We start from the raw sequence: 18,657 nt of genomic DNA on the forward strand, positions 1-18,657 counted from the left end.
CATGAGCACACCAGCACTGCAACTCACGGGAATCGGGAAGTCCTTCGGCGACGTCCTGGCCCTCCACGGTGTCGACCTGTCGGTGCAACCCGGCACGGTGCACTGCATCCTCGGGGAGAACGGGGCCGGGAAGTCGACGCTCTGCAACGTGGTGTACGGCGGTCTGCGGCCGGACACCGGAACGATGACCCTGGCCGGTCGCCGATACGCGCCCGGTTCGCCCGCGGCCGCGATGGCGGACGGCGTGGCGATGGTGCACCAGCATTTCAGTCTCATCGGCACGATGACCGTCGCCGAGAACCTGCTGCTCACCGGACGGGGACTGCGACTGCGCCGCGCGGAACTGCGGACCCGCCTCGATCGACTCGCCGACGACTATCACCTGAGGATCGATCCGGACGCGCTGGTCTCCGCCATGCCGATCGGTGCGCGGCAGAAGGTCGAGATCGTGAAGGCCCTGCTCACCGACCCCGCGTTGATCCTGCTGGACGAGCCGACCGGGGTACTCGACCCCGGCGAGATCGACGCCCTGATCGAGACGTGCCAGGCCGTCGCGGCGGCGGGCAAGGCCGTCGTCCTCGTCACCCACAAACTCGGTGAGGTGGCCCGCGTCGCGGACGCCGCGACCGTACTGCGCGGGGGTGAGGTGGCAGGCGGGGGCCGCATGTCGGAGCTGACGATCCCCCAGCTGACGACGGCGATGGTCGGAAGACCGGTGTCCGAACTCGGTCCGGTGCTCGCCGCGGGAGTCGGCGCGGAGAGCGACGGCGGCGCGATGCCCGAGCGGCGGGCGACCGGCCCCGTCGTCCTCGGGCTCCGCGGCGTCCGCGCCACCCGGGCGGACGGCAGCGTCGCCCTGTCCGGCGTGGGGCTCGAGGTGCGGGCCGGTGAGATCGTCGGGATCGCGGGCGTCGAGGGGAACGGGCAGAGCGAACTGGTCGCCGTGCTGTCCGGTGCCACCCGACCCGAGTCCGGCACGGTCACGCTCGGCGACGCCGACATCACGTCGGAGTCCCCGGCCGAACGCACCCGGCTCGGTCTCGGGGTGGTGCCGGAAGACCGCCACCGGGAGGCGATGGTGGCGGAACTGTCCCTGTCGGAGAACCTCTTCCTCGGCCGCCTGCACCGCTTCCGCAGGATGGGCCTGCTCGACCGAAGTCGGATGGACGCCGCGGCCGGGGACCTGATCGAGCAGTTCTCGGTACGGACACCCGGACCGGGAACCTCCATGGGTGCGCTGTCGGGAGGCAATCAGCAGAAGGTCGTCCTCGCCCGCGAACTGTCGACGGAGAACCTGCAGTGTCTGGTCGCGGCGCAACCCACCCGCGGACTCGACATCGGGGCGGTCGAATTCGTTCTGAACCAACTCCGCAGCTGCGCGTCCGCGGGAAACGGAGTCCTCGTCGTGTCCAGCGAGATCCCCGAACTGCTCGCGCTGTGCGACCGCATCTTCGTCAGCTACCGCGGGGCCCTGCTCGGGCCCGTCGACACTGCGTCGGCCACTGCGGGGCAGCGCATCGGTGAACTGATGACGGGAACGGCGGCATGACTCGACGTCGAATCTGGGTGCATCACCCACTTCCGGTGGCAATCGCCGCGATCGCGGTCGCGGGACTCGTCGGACTGCTCCTCGCCGCGGCCGCGGGTGCCACCGTGCCCGAGACCGTCGAGGCGCTGTCCGAGGGGATGTTCGGCAGCAGCTACGCGATCGGAGTCTCACTCAACACAGCCGCGGTGCTGGCTCTCGTCGCGGCCGGGTTCACCGTCGCACACAGGGCCGGACTGGTAAACGTCGGTGGCGAGGGCCAGCTGTGCGTCGGGGGCATCGCCGCGACCGCGGTCGGCACCGCTCTCGGGGAGGACACCCCCGCCCCGATCGCCGTCACCGCGGTACTCCTCGCCGCGGCCGGCGCCGGGTGGGCATGGGCCGCGATCGCCGCGTACCTGCGGGTCCGCCGGGGCACGAGCGAGATCATCACGACGCTGCTGCTGAACTTCGTCGGCCTCGCGCTGGTGCTGCTGATGGTGCACGAGCCCAGCCTCCTCCGCCAGCCCGTCACGTCGTCGGAGACACTGCCGCAGTCCGCGCCGCTGATCGAAACCGCGCACCTGCCGTTGCTGGGGATCGAGCGTTCGCCGGGGACGATCGCGCTGTGGATCGCCGTGATCGCGGTGCTGATCGTCGGCGTGATCCTGCGCCGGACGGCGGTCGGCGTGCGACTGCGCTCCGTCGGCCTGAACCCGGACGCGTCGGCGCGGCTGGGACTGCCGGTCGGACGGCTGCGATTTCTCAGCCTGTCCTCGGCAGGCGCGTTCTCCGGGCTCGCGGGCGGGATCCTCGTCGCGACGGCGCCGTTCGTGCTCGTCGAAGGATTCTCCTCCGGCTACGGGTTCTCCGGTCTGGTCGTCGGACTCCTGGCGCGCGGTTCCATGCTCGCCGTCGGCGCCGTGTCGCTACTGCTCGGCTTCCTCGTGTCCGGTGGAATCAATCTTCAACTCGCAGCCGGTGTTCCGGCCTCGACCGTGTCGATCGTGGAATCGCTCATGATCATCCTGATCGCGGGAGCGGTGCTGTGGACCGCGACCGGCGGGAGATCGAGATCCGCGGCCGCGACGACGGCGAAGACCCACGACGTCCCCGACCTGGCTGGAGCGAAGCAATGATGAACACGGTGTCGGACATCGCCGTCAGCGGCGTGGGATTCGCACTCCCGATCCTGGTGGCCGCGAGCGGGGAACTGGTGAGCGAGCGGGCAGGCGTACTGAACCTCAGCCTCGAGGGCATGATGCTGACCGGGGCGTTCGCCAGCGTGCTCGGCGCCGTCGCCACCGGATCCGCGGTGGGCGGTCTCGCGGCCGGACTGGCGGCCGGGGTGCTGTTCGGACTGCTGCAGGCACTGCTGAGCGTCACGCTGCGGGCCGACCAGATCGTGGTGGGCATCGCGAGCAACGCCCTCGCGCTCGGTGCCACCACCTACGGTGCCCGGCTGCTGCTCGCGGACGGCAAGGGGCAGAATGCCCCAGGTTTCGCGGCACTCGAGATCCCGCTGCTGCACCGGATCCCGATCCTCGGACCGGCTCTCTTCTCCCAGACGGCTCTCGGCTACTTCTGCTTCGCGGTGGTCGGGCTGTTGGCCGTCACGCTGTCGCGCCGGACGCGGGCAGGTCTCGTCGTCGACGCGGTCGGGGAGGACGCGAAGTCGGCCGACTGGAGTGGACTGCCGGTGCGGAAGATCCGCTACCTGTGCGTGCTCGTCGCGGGACTGACGGCGGGATTGGCCGGCGCGCAGCTCGCGCTTTCCGAGGTGCGGTCGTTCAGCGACAACATGACCGCCGGAATCGGGTACCTGGCCGTCGTGGCCGTGATCGCGGGCAGGTGGCGCGCGCTCGGCGTGATCTGGGCGTCCGTGTTCTTCGGGATCGCGCAGGCGCTCCAGTTCGCGTTGCCCGCGCTCGGTGTCAGCGTCCCGTTCGCCCTGCTCGTCATGCTGCCCTACGTGATCGCGATCGTCGCGGTCAGTGGATTCATCCGCAACAGCCGCTCACCCGCAAACCTGACCGTCGCGTTCGCGCGCGCGTCCTGATCGATCTCAGCGAGGAAACCCTTGTGACACTGATCCTTTCCCATTCCGACGTGGCCGGCCTCATCGACCGCGCCGAGGTGTTCGCCGCGGTGGAACGGGCGCACGCCGACCTGGCCGCCGGGACGGCGTCCGCACCCGCCCCACCCGCCATGACCCTGCAGTCCGCGGCCTTCGTCCCGATGGTCGCGGCGGCTCAGTCGGCCGGCGCGGCCGCGGTGAAGATGCTCGTCGATCTTCCCGGCAACGCCGCCCGCGGTCTGCCCGTCCAACGCTCGGCCGTGCTCGTGACGTCCGCGGACACCGGCGAGTGCGAGGCCCTGCTCGACGGCCGCCTGATCACCGCCGTGCGCACCGCCGCCGCCAGCGCCGTGGCCACGAAACACCTCGCCCGCCGAGGCAGCCGGGTGCTGGGATTGGTGGGCGCCGGGACCCTCGCCGTCGAACACGCCCAGGCGATCACCCGGGTGTCGGACGTCGAGACGGTGCTGGTGTGGTCGCGCTCGGACGCGACGGTCGAGGAATTCCGCAGCCGAACAGAGGATCTCGGAATCTCGGTCAAGCCGATGGACTCGCCCGAGGCGGTCACCCGGTCTTCCGACGTCCTCTGCACACTCACGCCGTCGAGGGACCCGATCGTGCGGGGAGCCTGGTTCGGCGAAGGCTTGCACGTCAACGCCGTCGGTGCGCCCCCGCGCGCGGACCACCGGGAGATCGACGGCGAGGGCATGCGGCGTGCCCGGGTGGTCGTCGACTCGGTGGCCACCACCATGACCAAATCGGGGGAGACGCTGCTGGCGCTCGCCGAGGGAGCGATCACCGAGGACGACGTCGCGGTGGAGCTGGGCGACGTGATCGCGGGCCGCACCGTCGCCCGCACCTCCGATCGGGACATCACGCTGTACAACTCCGTCGGGATCGGCCTCCAGGACCTCGCCGCGGCGCGCATACTGATCGACAGAGCCCGGGAACGGGGCGTCGGAACAGAAGTGGATCTGAGTCGATGAGCCAGAGCGATGTCGACGACGCGGACCTTGCGCACCTGCGGCGAGCCATCGAACTCGCCGACGAGACGGGCGACGCGGGCAACAGACCGTTCGGTGCGGTGGCGGTCGGGGCCGACGGTCACGTGATCAGCGAGGGCGCCAACTCCGTCGCGACGTCCGCCGACGTCACCGAGCACGCGGAACTCGACGCGATCACCACCGCCTGCGGTGAGGGACGCACCGGCGACCTCGTCGGCGCCACCATGTATGCCAGCGGTGAGCCGTGCCCGATGTGCAGCGCGGCGATGGTGTGGGCCGGCATCACGCGGGTGGTCTACGCGGCGTCGTCCGCGGACTTCTCCCGGATACTCCCGGACGGTCCCCGGTTCACTCTGGGCTGCTCCGACGTGCTCGAATCCGCGAGCGTCGAGATCGAGGTCAGCGGACCGCATCTCGGCGACGAGGCGCTCGCACCGTTCCACCGTTTCCTCGACACGGACTGACCCCCGAACGCCGTCAGCCCCCGGCACCGAGGTGCCGGAGGCTGACGGACGTGGGTGCCGGGACTCAGCCGAGCTGCGAGACGACCCAGTCGATGCTCTTCGTGAGCTGCGAGACGTCCTCGGGATCGATCGCCGGGAACATGCCGACACGCAGCTGGTTGCGGCCCAGCTTGCGGTACGGCTCCGTGTCGACGACGCCGTTGGCGCGCAGGATCTTCGCCACCTGAGCCGCGTCGATCTTGTCGTCGAAGTCGATGGTGCCGACCACCTGCGAGCGGTGAGCGGGATCGGTGACGAACGGGGTGGCGTAGTCGCTGGCCTCGGCCCACTGGTACAGGCGCGAGGACGAATCGGCGGTACGCGAGGTGGCCCAGTCGAGGCCACCCTTTCCGTTCAGCCAGTCGATCTGGTTGGCGAGCAGCAGCAGCGTCGCGACCGCCGGGGTGTTGTACGTCTGGTCCTTGGAGCTGTTGTCCACGGCGATGGGCAGCGACAGGAAGTCGGGGGTCCAGCGACCCGAATCCTTGATCTCCGCGACGCGCTCGAGCGCCTTCGGGCTCATCAGCGCGATCCACAGTCCGCCGTCGGCGGCGAAGCACTTCTGCGGGGCGAAGTAGTACACGTCTGCGTCGGCGACGTTCACCGGCAGGCCGCCGGCGCCGGACGTGGCGTCGATGGCGATGAGCGCATTCTCCGAGCCCGCGGGACGCGAGACGGGGATCGCGACACCGGTGGACGTCTCGTTGTGCGCCCAGCCGATGAGGTCGACGGACGGATCCGAGACCGGCTCGGGCGCACTGCCCGGGTCGGCGGAGACGACGATCGGGTCGCCGATGAACGGGTTGTTCTTCGCGACCGACGCGAACTTGGAGCTGAACTCACCGTTCGTGAGGTGCAGCGACTTCTCCCGGATCAGGCCGAACGCGGCCGCATCCCAGAACGCGGTGGTGCCGCCGTTGCCGAGCACCACCTCGTAGCCCTCGGGCAGAGAGAACAGATCGGCGAGGCCGGACCGCACGCTGGCGACGACGTCCTTGACAGGCTTCTGGCGGTGGCTGGTGCCGAACACCGAGGAGCCCACCTCGACCAGCGACTGCAGCTGTTCGGGCCGAACCTTCGACGGTCCGCAGCCGAAACGTCCGTCGGCGGGCAGGAGGTCTGCGGGGATGATCGGTGTGGAGGTCATCGCTACTTTCTGTTCCTTACTGGTTCTGGCGGGGGAGACGGTCAGCTGGTGTGGGCGATCTGGTCCCAGCCCTCGACGGATTCGGGGGTGCGGGGTGCGGGTCCGGTGTAGATGGCGGCGGGGCGGACGAGCTTGCCGAGGCGCTTCTGCTCGAGGATGTGGGCGCACCAGCCGGCGGTGCGGCCGCAGGTGAACATAGCGGGCATCATGTGCGCGGGGACCTCGGCGAAGTCGAGGATGACCGCGGCCCAGAATTCGACGTTGGTTTCGATGGCCCGGTCGGGGCGGCGTTCGCGCAGTTCGGCGAGGGCGGCCTGTTCGAGGGCGGCGGCCGCCTCGTAGCGGGGGGCGTTCAGGCGTTTCGCGGTGGCACGGAGCACCCGGGCGCGGGGGTCTTCGGCGCGGTAGACGCGGTGCCCGAAGCCCATCAGCTTTTCCTTGCGGTCGAGGATGCCCTTGACCAGGGCGCGGGCGTCGCCGGACTTTTCGGTGTCCTCGATCATCGGCAGGACGCGGGCGGGGGCGCCGCCGTGCAGCGGGCCGGACATCGCGCCGATCGCCCCGGACAGGGACGCGGCGACGTCGGCGCCGGTGGAGGCGATGACGCGGGCGGTGAAGGTGGAGGCGTTCATGCCGTGTTCGGCGGCGGAGACCCAGTAGGCGTCGATGGCGGCGACGTGGGCGGGGTCGGGGTCGCCCTTCCAGCGGACCATGAACCGTTCGGTGACGGTATTGGCCTCGTCGATCCGTTTCTGCGGGACGGCGGGCTGGTAGATGCCGCGGGCGGACTGGGCGACGTAGGACAGGGCCATGACGGAGGCGCGGGCGAGTTGTTCGCGGGCGGTGTCGTCGTCGATGTCGAGGAGGGGTTGGTATCCCCAGATGGGGGCGAGCATGGCGAGGCCGGCCTGGACGTCGACGCGGACGTCGCCGGTGTGCACGGGCAGCGGGAACGGTTCGGCCGGGGGTAGTCCGGGGCCGAAGCGGCCGTCGACGAGCAGGGCCCACACGTTGCCGAACGTGACGTGCTTGGAGACGAGTTCTTCGATGTCGACGCCGCGGTAGCGCAGGGCGCCGCCGTCCTTGTCGGGTTCGGCGATGTCGCTGGTGAACGCGACCACGCCTTCCAGTCCGCTGACGAAATCGTCCGGTATTGCCGCGCTAGCTGACATAGCTCGTGGACTCTCCTCGTTCGAGTGCCCCCGGTCAGAGCGGCACTGTCTCGGCGTTCGACAATTGCGCTCGGCGTGCATGCGGGATGGGCAGGCACCTTCGTCCGCGCAATCGACTTCCCTTCCCCGGGCATCGCACGATCGCGGCTGCAATCCGAGGGGACGGGTTCGGTCCCCAAAACTTTAGCCGGTGTCACCGGAGAGTTGATCAGTGCATACCCGGGAGTAGCGTTCTCGGCTGTGTCTCCAGATGCAGAACAGCCGAAACCGGTGAACAAGAACCTCGCGGCCATGCGCGTCGGTTACGCACACCAGGGCGCTGACGGACGGTACGTCGACTCCGATCTGGACGCCGACCAGCTGAGCGACGGCTGGCTTCCCCTGATGCGCCTGTGGCTCGAGGACGCCGTGGAGGCCGGGGTTCCCGAACCCAACGCGATGACACTCGGAACCGTCGACGAGCACGGACATCCGCGCACCCGCACCGTCCTCTGCAAGGGATTGAGTGCCGACGGTGTGCTGTTCTTCACCAACTACGACTCGGACAAGGGGCGCCAGCTGGAGGCGGTGCCCTACGCGTCGGTGACGTTCACCTGGGTGCCCGTCGCCCGGCAGATCACCGTCCGCGGTCCCGTCGAGCGCGTGAGTGCCGAGGTCACGGACGAGTACTGGCACAGCAGGCCCCGCGGATCCCGGCTGGGGGCGTGGGCGTCCGAACAGTCGAAGCCGATCGGTTCGCGGGCCGAACTGGACGCCGCGCTGCTGCACGCGGCGGAGCGTTTCCCCGTCGACGTCGACATCCCGGTCCGGCCGGACTGGGGCGGAATCCTGATCCGCCCCGCGGTCGTGGAGTTCTGGCAGGGCCGCGCCAACCGGATGCACAACCGAATCCGGACGTCGCTGGTCGACGGCTCGTGGACGGTGGAGCGACTGCAGCCGTGACGGCCTGGGAATAGTGAGCATGGGAAACGAGCTAAGGGAAGAATGACCGAGACCGTCACCGAGAAGAAGAAGCGGCGGCTGCTCGCCGACACGGCGCCGCTGCAGAACCGGGACTACCGCCGCCTGTGGGCGGCCGGGATCGTGACGGTGATCGGCGGGCAGCTCAGTGTCGTCGCCGTGCCGCAGCAGGTGTACGAGATCACCCGCAGCTCGGCGTACGTGGGTCTGACCGGTGTCTTCGCGCTGGTACCGCTGATCGTGTTCGGGTTGTGGGGCGGCGCGCTGGCCGACGTCATGGACCGGCGGAAACTGCTGACGATCACCACCGTCGGACTCGGTGTGACGTCCGTGCTGTTCTGGGTGCAGGCGGCGCTGGGCCTGGACAACGTGTGGCTGGTGCTCGGACTGCTGGGGTTGCAACAGGCGTTCTTCGCGGTCAACCAGCCCACCCGCAGTGCGATCATCCCGCGGCTCATCCCCGCGGAGCAGCTGGCCGCCGCCAACTCGCTCAACATGACGGTCATGCAGTTCGGCGCCATCGCCGGACCGCTGCTCGCCGGCGTGATGATTCCGACGGTCGGGCTGTCGACGCTGTATCTCGTCGATTCGATCGCCCTGCTGGCGACGCTCTGGGCGGTGCTCCGGCTGCCTGCCATTCCGCCGACGGGGGAGTCGCGCCGGGCCGGGCTGCGGGAGGTGTTCGACGGGTTCGCCTACCTCGCGACGCAGAAGGTCCTGCTCGCGTCGTTCGTCGTCGACATCATCGCCATGGTGTTCGGCATGCCGCGGGCGTTGTTCCCGCAGATCGCGCACGACACGTTCGGCGACCCGGCATCGGGCGGTGTGGCGCTCGGACTGCTGTTCGCGGCGATGTCCTTCGGCGCGGTGGCCGGTGGGGTGTTCTCCGGCTGGCTGCCGAGGGTCCGGCGCCAGGGCCTCGCCGTGATCGTGTGCATCGTGTTGTGGGGTCTCGCGATGGTCGGCTTCGGCGTCGTGGTGGGGCTCGCGTCGCCCGGCGACAGTCCGGTCCTGTTGTGGATCGCTCTCGCGTTCCTCGCATTCGGTGGTGCCGTCGACATGGTCTCCGCCGCGTTCCGCAGCACCATGCTCCAGCAGGTCGCCACGGACGAGATGCGCGGACGACTCCAGGGCGTCTTCATCGTCGTCGTGGCCGGGGGCCCGCGGATCGGTGACGTCGTGCACGGCGCGGCCGCGGCGGCGGTCGGGACGAGTGTGGCGGCCGCGGGCGGCGGCGTCCTCGTCGTCGTCGGTGTGGTGATCGCCGCGCTCGCGTTCCCGGCACTGGTGCGGTACAAGGTCACCCGCTAGGTTCCTGTGCGCCATCACATATCTCGTGCCCATCTCGGGCACACTGAAGTGCATGGGTGAACCGCAGTCTTCGAAGACGGACAGGCCTGCCACGGCCGGATTCGAGATCCGGGGAGGCGGCTACCGGGCCGGTATCGCGGCCACCGGCGCCGGACTACGGCTACTCGAATGGGACGGTCCGGACGGGCCGATGGCGCTCACCGAGACGTGGGACATCGGAACCCGGCCACCGTTGTCGGCGGGGTTGATCCTCGCGCCGTGGCCCAACCGGATCCGCGACGGCCAGTTCGTCTTCGACGGCATCGACCATCAGCTCGAGATCACGGAACCGACATTCGGCAATGCCAGTCACGGATTCGTCCGACGCCGGGACTGGCGTGTCGTGAATCACGCCGACGACCGCATCGAGTTGTCGATCGACGTCGGCCTCCACAAGGGGTGGCCGTACCCGCTGCGGCTCACCGTTGCCTACGTCGTGGGCGACGACGGCCTGACCGTGACGCACACCGCCACCAACACGGGAGCCATCCCGGCACCGTTCGGGATGGGCTTCCACTCCTACGTCCGCGCCGGCGACTTCCCGCTCGACGAGTGCACGCTGCGACTGTCCGCCGGCACCCGGCTGCCTCTCGACGAGCGCATGCTGCCGAGTGGGGGTTCGCAGCCCGTGGCAGGCACCGAATACGACTTCACCAGCCCGCGCACGTTGGCGGGCGTTGCGCTCGACACCCCGTTCAGTGCACTGGACGTCGACGCGGACGGCAGGTCGCGGCACGAATTGCGGGCGCCGGACGGCACTGGAACGATCCTGTGGGCGGCTCGTGAGTTCGGCTGGCTGCAGGCGTTCGTCGCGGATCCGGACGCCGGGAAGTCGTACCCGGGCCGCGGGCGGGCGCTGGCGCTCGAACCGATGACGTGCCCGCCGGACGCGTTCAACTCCGGGATCGATCAGTTGGTGCTCGCTCCGGGGCAGCAGTGGACGGGTGTGTGGGGCATGTCCGCGGTGGCGTAGCGGTTCAACTTTCGAGCATCGAGTGCCCACTTGGTGAGACGGTGTAACACCGGTCGCGGTCCGGCCGATACGTCGGGCGGGGGTTCTTCTGTCGCGGCTGCGGCGCTTTGTGTCACCCTCTGTTCTTCCCTCACCGCGTCGCGCGTCGCGGTGTGCGTTCTCCGCAGTCTTCGGCATCTGTGCAGGTAACGCGGCCAGTCCAGTCTCGGGCAACTGGCCCTCACCGATCCCACTCCCGTGCCGTGCGGGCAAATCGGACACTCGCCGATCCCGTTCGGCGACCCTTCCCGGTGGTCGCCGCGCATCCCGCGGCGGACCCGGATCGCGGGCTCTGAGCGGACCCGCCTTCGGCACGCAGGCCAGAGTGGGACTAGTTTCTACCTGAATGAAGTTGTTACTCATTGGTTTGAGCTTGAGAGGGATGCTTCGTGCCTGACAATGACACAAAGCCCACGCTTACCTACCCTGGTGGTGAGCACACGATGTCCATTGCCAGGGCAACCGAGGGCAATGACGGTATCGAACTGGGCAAGCTGCTCGCCAGCACCGGGTACACCACCCTGGACCCGGGTTTCGTCAATACCGCCTCCACCAGCTCCGCGATCACCTACATCGACGGTGAGCACGGGATTCTCCGCTACCGCGGGTACCCGATCGAACAGCTGGCCGGGAAGTCGACCTTCATCGAGGTCAGCTATCTGCTGATCTACGGTGAGCTGCCCACCACGGCGCAGCTCGAGTCGTTCACCGACAGGATCCGGCGCCACACGCTGCTGCACGAGGACCTCAAGAGGTTCTTCGACGGATTCCCGCGGAACGCACACCCGATGCCGGTCCTGTCCAGCGCCGTCAACGCGCTGTCCGCGTACTACCAGGACTCCCTGGACCCGGCCGACCCGGAACAGGTCGAGCTGTCGACCATCCGACTTCTCGCGAAGCTGCCGACCATCGCGGCCTACGCGTACAAGAAGTCCGTCGGGCAGCCGTTCCTGTACCCGGACAACTCCCTGAACCTGGTCGAGAACTTCCTCCGGATGACGTTCGGCTTCCCCGCGGAGCCCTACGAGATCGATCCCGAGATCGCCAAGGCTCTCGACATGCTGCTGATCCTGCACGCCGACCACGAGCAGAACTGCTCGACGTCGACGGTGCGGCTGGTCGGCTCGTCCGACGCCAACCTGTTCACCTCGATCTCCGGTGGCATCAACGCACTCTGGGGCCCGCTGCACGGCGGCGCCAACCAGGCCGTGCTGGAGATGCTCGACGAGATCAAGGCCAGCGGCAGCAACGCGGACGACTTCGTCCGCAAGGTCAAGAACAAGGAAGACGGTGTGAAGCTCATGGGCTTCGGGCACCGCGTCTACCGCAACTACGACCCGCGCGCGGCGATCGTCAAGCAGACGGCACACACCATCCTCGAGAAGCTCGGCGGCGACGACGAGCTGCTCGACATCGCGATGGCGCTCGAAGAGGCGGCGCTCACCGACGACTACTTCGTCGAGCGCAAGCTGTACCCGAACGTCGACTTCTACACGGGTCTGATCTACCGCGCGATGGGTTTCCCCACGCGCATGTTCACCGTTCTGTTCGCCATGGGCCGCTTGCCCGGGTGGATTGCACACTGGCGCGAGATGCACGAAGATCCCGCTACGAAGATCGGCCGTCCGCGCCAGATCTACACCGGTTACACCGAGCGTGACTACAAGGACGTCACAGGTCGCTGATCGCGAATTCCTGTGCCGAACCATAGAGGCCTCACCGAGGAGGACATATGACCAAGCCCGAGATCGAGTTCCAAGACGGACCTGCCCCGACCGACCTGGTCATCAAGGACGTGGTGGTCGGAGAGGGCACCGAGGCCGTACCCGGGGGCACCGTCGAGGTGCACTACGTCGGCGTCGAGTTCGAGTCCGGCGAGGAGTTCGACTCTTCCTGGAGCCGCGGCGAGTCCATCCAGTTCCCGCTGCGCGGCCTCATCAAGGGCTGGCAGGACGGCATCCCCGGCATGAAGGTGGGCGGACGTCGTCAGCTCACGATCCCGCCGGAGCTGGCCTACGGTCCCGCCGGCGCCGGACATCAGCTGTCCGGCAAGACGCTGGTCTTCATGATCGACCTGCTGGACGTGAAGGAATAGTCTCCCCAGCACCGAAAGCCCCGCATCACCTCACGGTGACGCGGGGCTTTCCGCTTTTCCTGCTTCCGCTTTCGGGGGCTGGTGTGTGGTGTCGGTGTGGAGTTCGACGACGAGGCGCGCGCCACCGAGCGGGCTGACCTCGAAACGTGCGCTGCCGTTGTGCAGTGCCGCCTGCTGCGCGACGAGCGCGAGGCCGAGGCCCGACCCGCTCTTCGTTGCGTTGGAACCGCGGTGGAACCGTTCGAACACCACGGCCCGTTCGGCCTCGGGCACCCCCGACCCGTTGTCGTCGACGATGACGGTGGTGATGCCGTCGGCCGCTCTCAGCGTGATCGTCACCGCGGTGGCGCCGCCGTGCCGGACCGCGTTCTTGATGGCGTTGTCCAGGGTGAGCCGCAGCCCACCGGGCATGCCCCGAACCGTCACCGGGGTCGCGTCGACGGTCACCTGCAGTCCCGGATTGTGACGCATCGCCTCCTCGGCGGCGAGGTCGCTGATGTCGACGAGGTCGCAGTCCACGAAGTCCTGGTCGGTGGACAGTTCGCCGCGGGCGAGGCGTTCGAGATCGGACAGCGTCGATTCCACCCGGTCTTGTGAGCGGGCGAGGTCGCGGAGGATCTCGTGCTGCTGATCCGGCGTCAGGTCGAGAGTGGTGAGGACCTCGAGGTCGGTGCGCATCGCGGTGAGCGGGGTCCGGAGTTCGTGTGCCGAGACGGCCGCGAAGTCGCGTGCGGTGGCGAGCGCGGCGGTGGTCGCGTCCTGCGCCTCCGCGACGTCGCGCAGCATCGATTCCGCGGCGGAGGCCAGTTCGTCCGCCTCCCGGACACCGGAGGTCGTGGGTGTCAGCTTCGGTTCGCGGCGCACGATGCGGCCGGTCAAGTCGACCAGCGGTCGCACGGCCCGACCGCCGAACAACCAGCCGAGACCGCTGGCCGCGGCGATGGCGAGCACTCCGACGAGGGCCACCTGTCGTTGCTGCTCCGACGTCACGTCCTGGGCTTCGGCGTACGGCACGGCCAGGGAGATCCGGGTGCCGAGGAGCGGAACGGTCGCGGTGTACGCCCGGTACTTCGTGTCACCGACCTCGACGGTCTGCTGGCCCGGGTCGAGTTCGGGCAGCTGGGTGGGGGTGCTGACGAGCACGGTGTTGCCGTCGGCCGAACGGATGGTGATGGCGAACGCACCCTTGTCGCCCAGTGCCCCGAGGAACAGTCCCGCGGTGGCCGCGTTGGGAACCAGGACGTCCGACGCCGTCTCCAGCCGCCGGTCGAGTTGCGACAGGTTGTTCCGGTTGATCGCCAGCGACACCAGGATGCCGAGGGCCACGACGATGATCGTCGCCCCCAGTGCGGTCGCGGCGGCCACGCGGGTCCGGAGGGAGAACGACCGTTTCACGACGGTTCCCGGAGCACGAACCCGACTCCGCGGACCGTGTGCAGGATGCGCGGTTGACCACCGACTTCGAACTTGCGACGCAGGTAGCCGACGAACACGTCCACCACGTTGGTGTCGGCGACGAAGTCGTACCCCCACACCAGTTCGAGGAGTCGCTCACGGCTCAGGACGATGCCGACGTTGCGGGCGAGAACCTCGAGGAGTTCGAATTCCCGTTTGGTCAGCGTGACCTCCTCGCCCGCCATGAAGACCCTGCGTGCGGACGTCCGGATCTCCAGCGCACCGACGCGGATCGGTGGGGTCGCGGGCGAGTCGGCCGGCGCGGCGGCCGTCGTTCCGTGCCGCCGCAGCATCGCCCGGATCCGAGCGATCAGTTCGGCGAGGACGAACGGCTTGACCAGGTAGTCGTCGGCGCCCGACTCGAGGCCGGAGATGCGGTCGTCGACGGTGTCGCGGGCGCTGAGCACGCAGATCGGGATGTCGTTGTTCATCGCGCGCAGGGCGGTCACCACACCGGTGCCGTCGATGACCGGCATGTTCATGTCGAGCACCATCGCGTCCGGACGTCGTTCGCTGACCACCCTGAGCGCGTCGGCGCCGTCGACGGCCGTGAGGACGGTGAATCCGGACAGCCGCAGGCCGCGTTCGAGGGACGTCCGCACGTCCTCGTCGTCGTCGACCACGAGGACACTGGCTGAGTCGGTGACGGTCACTCCTGCATTGTGCCGTGAGCGCGACCACTGAGCGTGCGGATGGCAGTTGTGGGAGCGTGTCTCGTCCGTACACTCGTTGGAGATGTTTTCTTCGCTGCAGGCATTCGAACTGACCGAAACCAACCGTGACTGGCTGATTCACCGCCCGGCCGAGATCGCGACCTACGTCGTCCTGGCGCTCGTGCTGCGTTTCGCGTTGCACCGGATGATCGACCGGATGACGCGGCCCCGGGAGCCTTCCGACAAACCGGCCATGCTCCGACCCCTGCGGGAACGCGCCCCGCGCGGCGTCAAGGAGGCAATGGTCAACGAGCGCCGCGCGCAACGTGCCCGGACGATCGGGTCCGTCCTCAAATCGACCGTGTCGATCGTGGTGCTCATCTGGGTGGTGCTCCAGGTCCTCGCCGTCCTCGGCGTCAACGTGGCCCCGTTCATCGCGTCGGCCGGTGTGATCGGTGTCGCACTCGGTTTCGGTGCGCAGAACCTCGTCCGGGACTTCCTGTCGGGCATCTTCATGCTGCTCGAGGACCAGTACGGGGTCGGGGACGTCGTGGACCTCGGCGAGGCCGTGGGAACGGTCGAGACGGTGGGTCTGCGGGTCACCACGATCCGCGACGTCAACGGCACCCTCTGGTACTGCCGCAACGGTGAGATCGTCCGCGTCGGCAACATGAGCCAGGGTTACGCGGTCGCGGTGGTCGATCTGCCGATCGCGCACGCCGCCAACGTGCAGCGGGCGTGCGAGGTGGCGCTGGAGGCCGTCACCGAGGCGGCGAAGGGTGACGCGATCGCGGCCGACGTACTCGAACCCCCGGAACTGCTGGGCGTCAACTCGGTGACCGCGGAATCCGTCACACTGCGGATCACCGCGCGGACCAAGCCCGGCAGGCAGTGGGCGGTGCAGCGGACGTTCGCCCGCGCGGCGCTGTCGGCGTTCGACCACTACGACATCGACGCGCCGTACCTGTCGGTGCTGTCGTCTGCTCGCTCCACCAACTGATCGGCCTGCGCTTCGTTACCGTGGCAGGCATGGACACCGCACTCGTCTGGTTCCGGCGCGACCTCCGGCTCGGTGATCTGCCGACGCTTCACACGGTGGCCGAGTCGGGGGCGCGGGCGCTCGGGCTGTTCGTCCTCGACGACCGGCTGCTGAAAACATCGGGCGGTGCTCGCCGGGACTTCCTGTTCCGCAGTCTCGCCGCACTGGACGACCAACTCGACGGCCGGTTGCTGGTGGTGAAGGGCGATCCCGTCGACGTGGTTCCGAGGGTCGCGAAGAAGGTATCCGCCGAAGAAGTGCACGTGAGCGCGGACTACGGGCCCTACGGTCGCGAGCGCGATGCCGCCGTCGCCGAGCATGTCGATCTGGTGGCCACCGGTTCGCCGTACGCGGTGGCGCCCGGCCGGGTGGCGAAGACGGACGGGGAGCCGTACCGCGTGTTCACCCCGTACTTCCGGCAGTGGCTCGAACACGGGTGGCGCGCGCCGATCGACACCGGGCCTGCGACGGTGGAGTGGGTCGACCCGGACGACGTGAAGGCGCGGCGGGTGACGATCCCCGAACCGGAATCCGACGGGTGCCCCGCGGGTGAGGCGGCGGCGCTGCAGCGGTGGGCGGAGTTCTGCGAGGACGACCTCGCCGGTTACGAGGATGCGCGGGATCGTCCCGGTCTCGACGCGACCAGCCGGATGTCGGTGTACCTGAAGTACGGCAACATTCATCCGCGGACGATGCTCCGCGATCTCGCGCGCCGCCGTAGCAAGAGCGCCGAGCAGTACCGGCGGCAGCTCGCGTGGCGGGACTTCTACGCCGACATCCTCTTCCAGCGTCCCGACAGCGCCCGCGGAAACTACGATCGCCGCTTCGACCACATCCGCTACGACAGCGGTCCCGACGCCGAGGAGGCGTACACGGCGTGGTGCGAGGGCCGCACAGGGTTCCCGATCGTCGACGCCGGGATGCGTCAGCTGAAGGCCGAAGCCTGGATGCACAATCGGGTGCGGATGATCGTCGCGTCGTTCTTCGTCAAGGATCTGCACCTGCCGTGGTGGCGGGGTGCCCGCTACTTCATGAACCAGCTCGTCGACGGGGATCTGGCGAACAATCAGCACGGCTGGCAGTGGACCGCGGGATCGGGGACGGACGCGTCGCCGTACTTCCGGGTGTTCAACCCGACGACGCAGGGGGAGAAGTTCGACCCCGACGGCGAGTACGTGCGGCGGTGGGTGCCCGAACTGCGTGGCATCCCCGGCAAGGCCGTTCACGCTCTGAAAGACGTTCGCCCCGAGGATTATCCGCCGCCGATCGTCGACCACGCCCATGAACGGCAGGAGGCCCTCGCCCGCTACGGCGAGATCAAGGCCCCGTGAGTACTTGTTAACCGCGGGCGGTTAACAAGTACTCACAGGCGCTTTGCGCATGAGGAGCCCGAGGAACGCTGCCGCGGCGAGGACGATGACGAGTCCGCCGTAGATGCGGGTGGTGTCGACGAGTCCGACCTTTCCGACGAGGTATCCGGCGATCAGTGCCGGAACGCTGTTGGCGAGGTAGGCGATCACGTAGATGCTCGACAGCAGGCCCGCGCGCTCGTGCGGTTCGGCGAGCGGCATGACGGTGCGGATGGTGCCCTGGAAGCCGGCGCCGAACCCGATGCCCGCCACCGCCGTTCCCGCGAGAATCCACAGCGCCGAGGACGTTTCGGCGCCGATCAGGGTGACGGCGACCCCGGCGACGAGGGCGGACGCTCCGACGTACAGGATGCGGCGTGCCGCCACGTTGCGCAGCAGGAACACCGCGAATGCGCCGGTCCCGGTGAGTGTCGCGACCATGACGGCGCCGATCAGCGACGTGTGGACGTCGAGCGCGTTGCGGGCGAGCGAAGGTCCGAGTGACAGGTAGAAGCCGCCCAGCGCCCACACGGCGACCAGGCAGGGTCCGGTGAGGACGAGCATGCCCAGTGCGGTGGACGGGACCGCGAGTGTCGGCCGCATCGATGCCAGAGCCCCCCTCTGCCGGACCGCTGTCTCGGGTGCGGCCCAGATGCCGAGGATCTCGAGGAGGAACAGCGCGAAGAACACCAGGAACACGGTGCTGGTGGGCCGGGCAAGGTGCTCGCTGATCAGGCTCGATCCGATGGCGCCCAGTGCGAGGCCGACGGTGGGCGCGATGCTGTTGACGGTGGCGCCGCGTCCGGGCGTGCGTTCGAGGTCGAGGAGTGTGGAACCGAGTGCGCTGATCGCGGCGCCGGTGGCGAAACCCTGCACGACCCGGGCGAACAGCAGGAGGCCGATGCCTTCGGCCGTCGCGAACATGATCATCGAGGCGGCTTCGACCACGAGTGCCGTGATCAGCACGGGCCGACGGCCGACGTAGTCCGAGAGCGACCCGACGGTGAGCAGCGCCAGCAGCAGACTCACGGCGTAGATGCCGAAGACCAGGGTCGACTGCAGCGACGAGAAACCCCAGTTCGACTGGTACACCTCGTACAGCGGGGTGGGTGCGGCAGACGCGCCGAGCAGGGTGGCGATCACGACCGCGACGAGCGTGAAGGCGGCTCCTCGGCGCAGTGCGGGTCGAGACGTCGGTGGTGCTTCGGGCGCGGCAAGCGTCGTCATGGCGTACTCCCGGAAACATTAATGCAAAAGGTTTGCGTTAATGGACGCTACGCCGCCACCATTCTTAATGCAACGTCTTTGCGTTAGCA

At 68.6% G+C, this 18,657-nt stretch carries 17 protein-coding genes; 12 read left to right on the plus strand and 5 right to left on the minus strand.

All coding sequences use genetic code 11. From position 1 onward, the window contains the following. Position 1 precedes the first annotated feature (1 nt). From QM841_RS02155 to QM841_RS02175, 5 genes are read left to right on the plus strand one after another with little or no spacing between them, the layout of a single operon-like run. The gene (locus QM841_RS02155; RefSeq protein ID WP_283330744.1) at positions 2-1,549 is read left to right on the plus strand and encodes an ABC transporter ATP-binding protein; all 1,548 of its coding nucleotides are present in this window, start codon (positions 2-4) and stop codon (positions 1,547-1,549) included. Further along, positions 1,546-2,664 carry an ABC transporter permease gene (locus QM841_RS02160; protein WP_283330745.1) on the plus strand — a complete coding sequence of 373 codons (1,119 nt, stop codon included), beginning with the start codon at positions 1,546-1,548 and terminating at the stop codon, positions 2,662-2,664. Before QM841_RS02155 ends, QM841_RS02160 begins: the two co-directional genes overlap by 4 nt. Next, a complete protein-coding gene (locus QM841_RS02165; protein WP_283330746.1) occupies positions 2,661-3,584 on the plus strand; it encodes an ABC transporter permease in 924 nt (307 codons plus the stop codon). The genes QM841_RS02160 and QM841_RS02165 overlap by 4 nt, the downstream gene beginning before the upstream one ends. Before the next feature lie 23 nt (positions 3,585-3,607). Further along, positions 3,608-4,588, plus strand: a complete 981-nt coding sequence (locus tag QM841_RS02170) for an ornithine cyclodeaminase family protein (protein ID WP_283330747.1) — start codon at positions 3,608-3,610, stop codon at positions 4,586-4,588. After that, complete coding sequence (locus QM841_RS02175; RefSeq protein ID WP_280778597.1) at positions 4,585-5,070, plus strand: nucleoside deaminase; 486 nt, start codon at positions 4,585-4,587, stop codon at positions 5,068-5,070. Before QM841_RS02170 ends, QM841_RS02175 begins: the two co-directional genes overlap by 4 nt. A gap of 64 nt (positions 5,071-5,134) precedes the next feature. On the opposite strand, the gene serC is transcribed toward QM841_RS02175, so the two are convergent. After that, positions 5,135-6,256, minus strand: a complete 1,122-nt coding sequence (serC, locus tag QM841_RS02180) for a phosphoserine transaminase (RefSeq protein WP_280778596.1) — start codon at positions 6,254-6,256, stop codon at positions 5,135-5,137. Between the two features lie 41 nt (positions 6,257-6,297). Beyond that, positions 6,298-7,428 (minus strand): citrate synthase 2, encoded by a 1,131-nt coding sequence (locus QM841_RS02185; RefSeq protein WP_283330748.1) that lies wholly within the window; start codon positions 7,426-7,428, stop codon positions 6,298-6,300. A gap of 270 nt (positions 7,429-7,698) precedes the next feature. On the opposite strand from QM841_RS02185, the gene pdxH reads away from it, so the two are divergent. From pdxH to QM841_RS02210, 5 genes are all read left to right on the plus strand, one after another. After that, a complete protein-coding gene (gene pdxH / locus QM841_RS02190) occupies positions 7,699-8,370 on the plus strand; it encodes a pyridoxamine 5'-phosphate oxidase (RefSeq protein ID WP_283330964.1) in 672 nt (223 codons plus the stop codon). A gap of 42 nt (positions 8,371-8,412) precedes the next feature. Next, the gene (locus tag QM841_RS02195; RefSeq protein ID WP_283330749.1) at positions 8,413-9,699 is read left to right on the plus strand and encodes an MFS transporter; all 1,287 of its coding nucleotides are present in this window, start codon (positions 8,413-8,415) and stop codon (positions 9,697-9,699) included. Between the two features lie 52 nt (positions 9,700-9,751). Next, the gene (locus QM841_RS02200; RefSeq protein ID WP_280778593.1) at positions 9,752-10,711 is read left to right on the plus strand and encodes an aldose 1-epimerase family protein; all 960 of its coding nucleotides are present in this window, start codon (positions 9,752-9,754) and stop codon (positions 10,709-10,711) included. A gap of 428 nt (positions 10,712-11,139) precedes the next feature. Beyond that, on the plus strand, positions 11,140-12,435 hold the full coding sequence (locus tag QM841_RS02205; RefSeq protein WP_005244092.1) for a citrate synthase: 1,296 nt from the start codon (positions 11,140-11,142) through the stop codon (positions 12,433-12,435). Between the two features lie 47 nt (positions 12,436-12,482). Further along, positions 12,483-12,845, plus strand: a complete 363-nt coding sequence (locus QM841_RS02210) for an FKBP-type peptidyl-prolyl cis-trans isomerase (protein ID WP_283330750.1) — start codon at positions 12,483-12,485, stop codon at positions 12,843-12,845. Between the two features lie 30 nt (positions 12,846-12,875). Here QM841_RS02210 and QM841_RS02215 read toward each other — a convergent pair whose 3' ends face one another. Then, positions 12,876-14,240 (minus strand): sensor histidine kinase, encoded by a 1,365-nt coding sequence (locus QM841_RS02215; protein WP_283330751.1) that lies wholly within the window; start codon positions 14,238-14,240, stop codon positions 12,876-12,878. Then, positions 14,237-14,953: a response regulator transcription factor gene (locus tag QM841_RS02220; protein ID WP_005263316.1), complete on the minus strand. Its 717-nt coding sequence runs from the start codon at positions 14,951-14,953 to the stop codon at positions 14,237-14,239. The genes QM841_RS02215 and QM841_RS02220 overlap by 4 nt, the downstream gene beginning before the upstream one ends. A gap of 82 nt (positions 14,954-15,035) precedes the next feature. Between QM841_RS02220 and QM841_RS02225 the strand changes: the two genes are divergently transcribed. Then, on the plus strand, positions 15,036-15,953 hold the full coding sequence (locus QM841_RS02225; RefSeq protein ID WP_283330752.1) for a mechanosensitive ion channel family protein: 918 nt from the start codon (positions 15,036-15,038) through the stop codon (positions 15,951-15,953). A 29-nt stretch (positions 15,954-15,982) separates the two neighbouring features. Then, on the plus strand, positions 15,983-17,323 hold the full coding sequence (locus QM841_RS02230; protein ID WP_283330753.1) for a cryptochrome/photolyase family protein: 1,341 nt from the start codon (positions 15,983-15,985) through the stop codon (positions 17,321-17,323). Between the two features lie 21 nt (positions 17,324-17,344). Here the strand turns inward: QM841_RS02230 and QM841_RS02235 are convergent, their stop codons facing one another. Further along, a complete protein-coding gene (locus tag QM841_RS02235; protein WP_283330754.1) occupies positions 17,345-18,568 on the minus strand; it encodes an MFS transporter in 1,224 nt (407 codons plus the stop codon). Positions 18,569-18,657: the final 89 nt, after the last annotated feature.

The organism is Rhodococcus sp. IEGM 1307 (genome assembly GCF_030056915.1).
Taxonomy (GTDB): domain Bacteria; phylum Actinomycetota; class Actinomycetes; order Mycobacteriales; family Mycobacteriaceae; genus Rhodococcus_F; species Rhodococcus_F opacus_D.

Bases quoted from the DNA above. Each gene is read 5' to 3' on its own strand.
- QM841_RS02175 (WP_280778597.1), top strand. From the start codon at position 4,585: ATGAGCCAGAGCGATGTCGACGACGCGGACCTTGCGCACCTGCGGCGA.
- QM841_RS02165 (WP_283330746.1), top strand. From the start codon at position 2,661: ATGATGAACACGGTGTCGGACATCGCCGTCAGCGGCGTGGGATTCGCA.
- QM841_RS02185 (WP_283330748.1), bottom strand. From the start codon at position 7,428: ATGTCAGCTAGCGCGGCAATACCGGACGATTTCGTCAGCGGACTGGAA.
- serC (WP_280778596.1), bottom strand. From the start codon at position 6,256: ATGACCTCCACACCGATCATCCCCGCAGACCTCCTGCCCGCCGACGGA.
- QM841_RS02195 (WP_283330749.1), top strand. From the start codon at position 8,413: ATGACCGAGACCGTCACCGAGAAGAAGAAGCGGCGGCTGCTCGCCGAC.
- QM841_RS02155 (WP_283330744.1), top strand. From the start codon at position 2: ATGAGCACACCAGCACTGCAACTCACGGGAATCGGGAAGTCCTTCGGC.
- QM841_RS02200 (WP_280778593.1), top strand. From the start codon at position 9,752: ATGGGTGAACCGCAGTCTTCGAAGACGGACAGGCCTGCCACGGCCGGA.
- QM841_RS02160 (WP_283330745.1), top strand. From the start codon at position 1,546: ATGACTCGACGTCGAATCTGGGTGCATCACCCACTTCCGGTGGCAATC.
- QM841_RS02225 (WP_283330752.1), top strand. From the start codon at position 15,036: ATGTTTTCTTCGCTGCAGGCATTCGAACTGACCGAAACCAACCGTGAC.
- QM841_RS02235 (WP_283330754.1), bottom strand. From the start codon at position 18,568: ATGACGACGCTTGCCGCGCCCGAAGCACCACCGACGTCTCGACCCGCA.
- QM841_RS02210 (WP_283330750.1), top strand. From the start codon at position 12,483: ATGACCAAGCCCGAGATCGAGTTCCAAGACGGACCTGCCCCGACCGAC.
- QM841_RS02230 (WP_283330753.1), top strand. From the start codon at position 15,983: ATGGACACCGCACTCGTCTGGTTCCGGCGCGACCTCCGGCTCGGTGAT.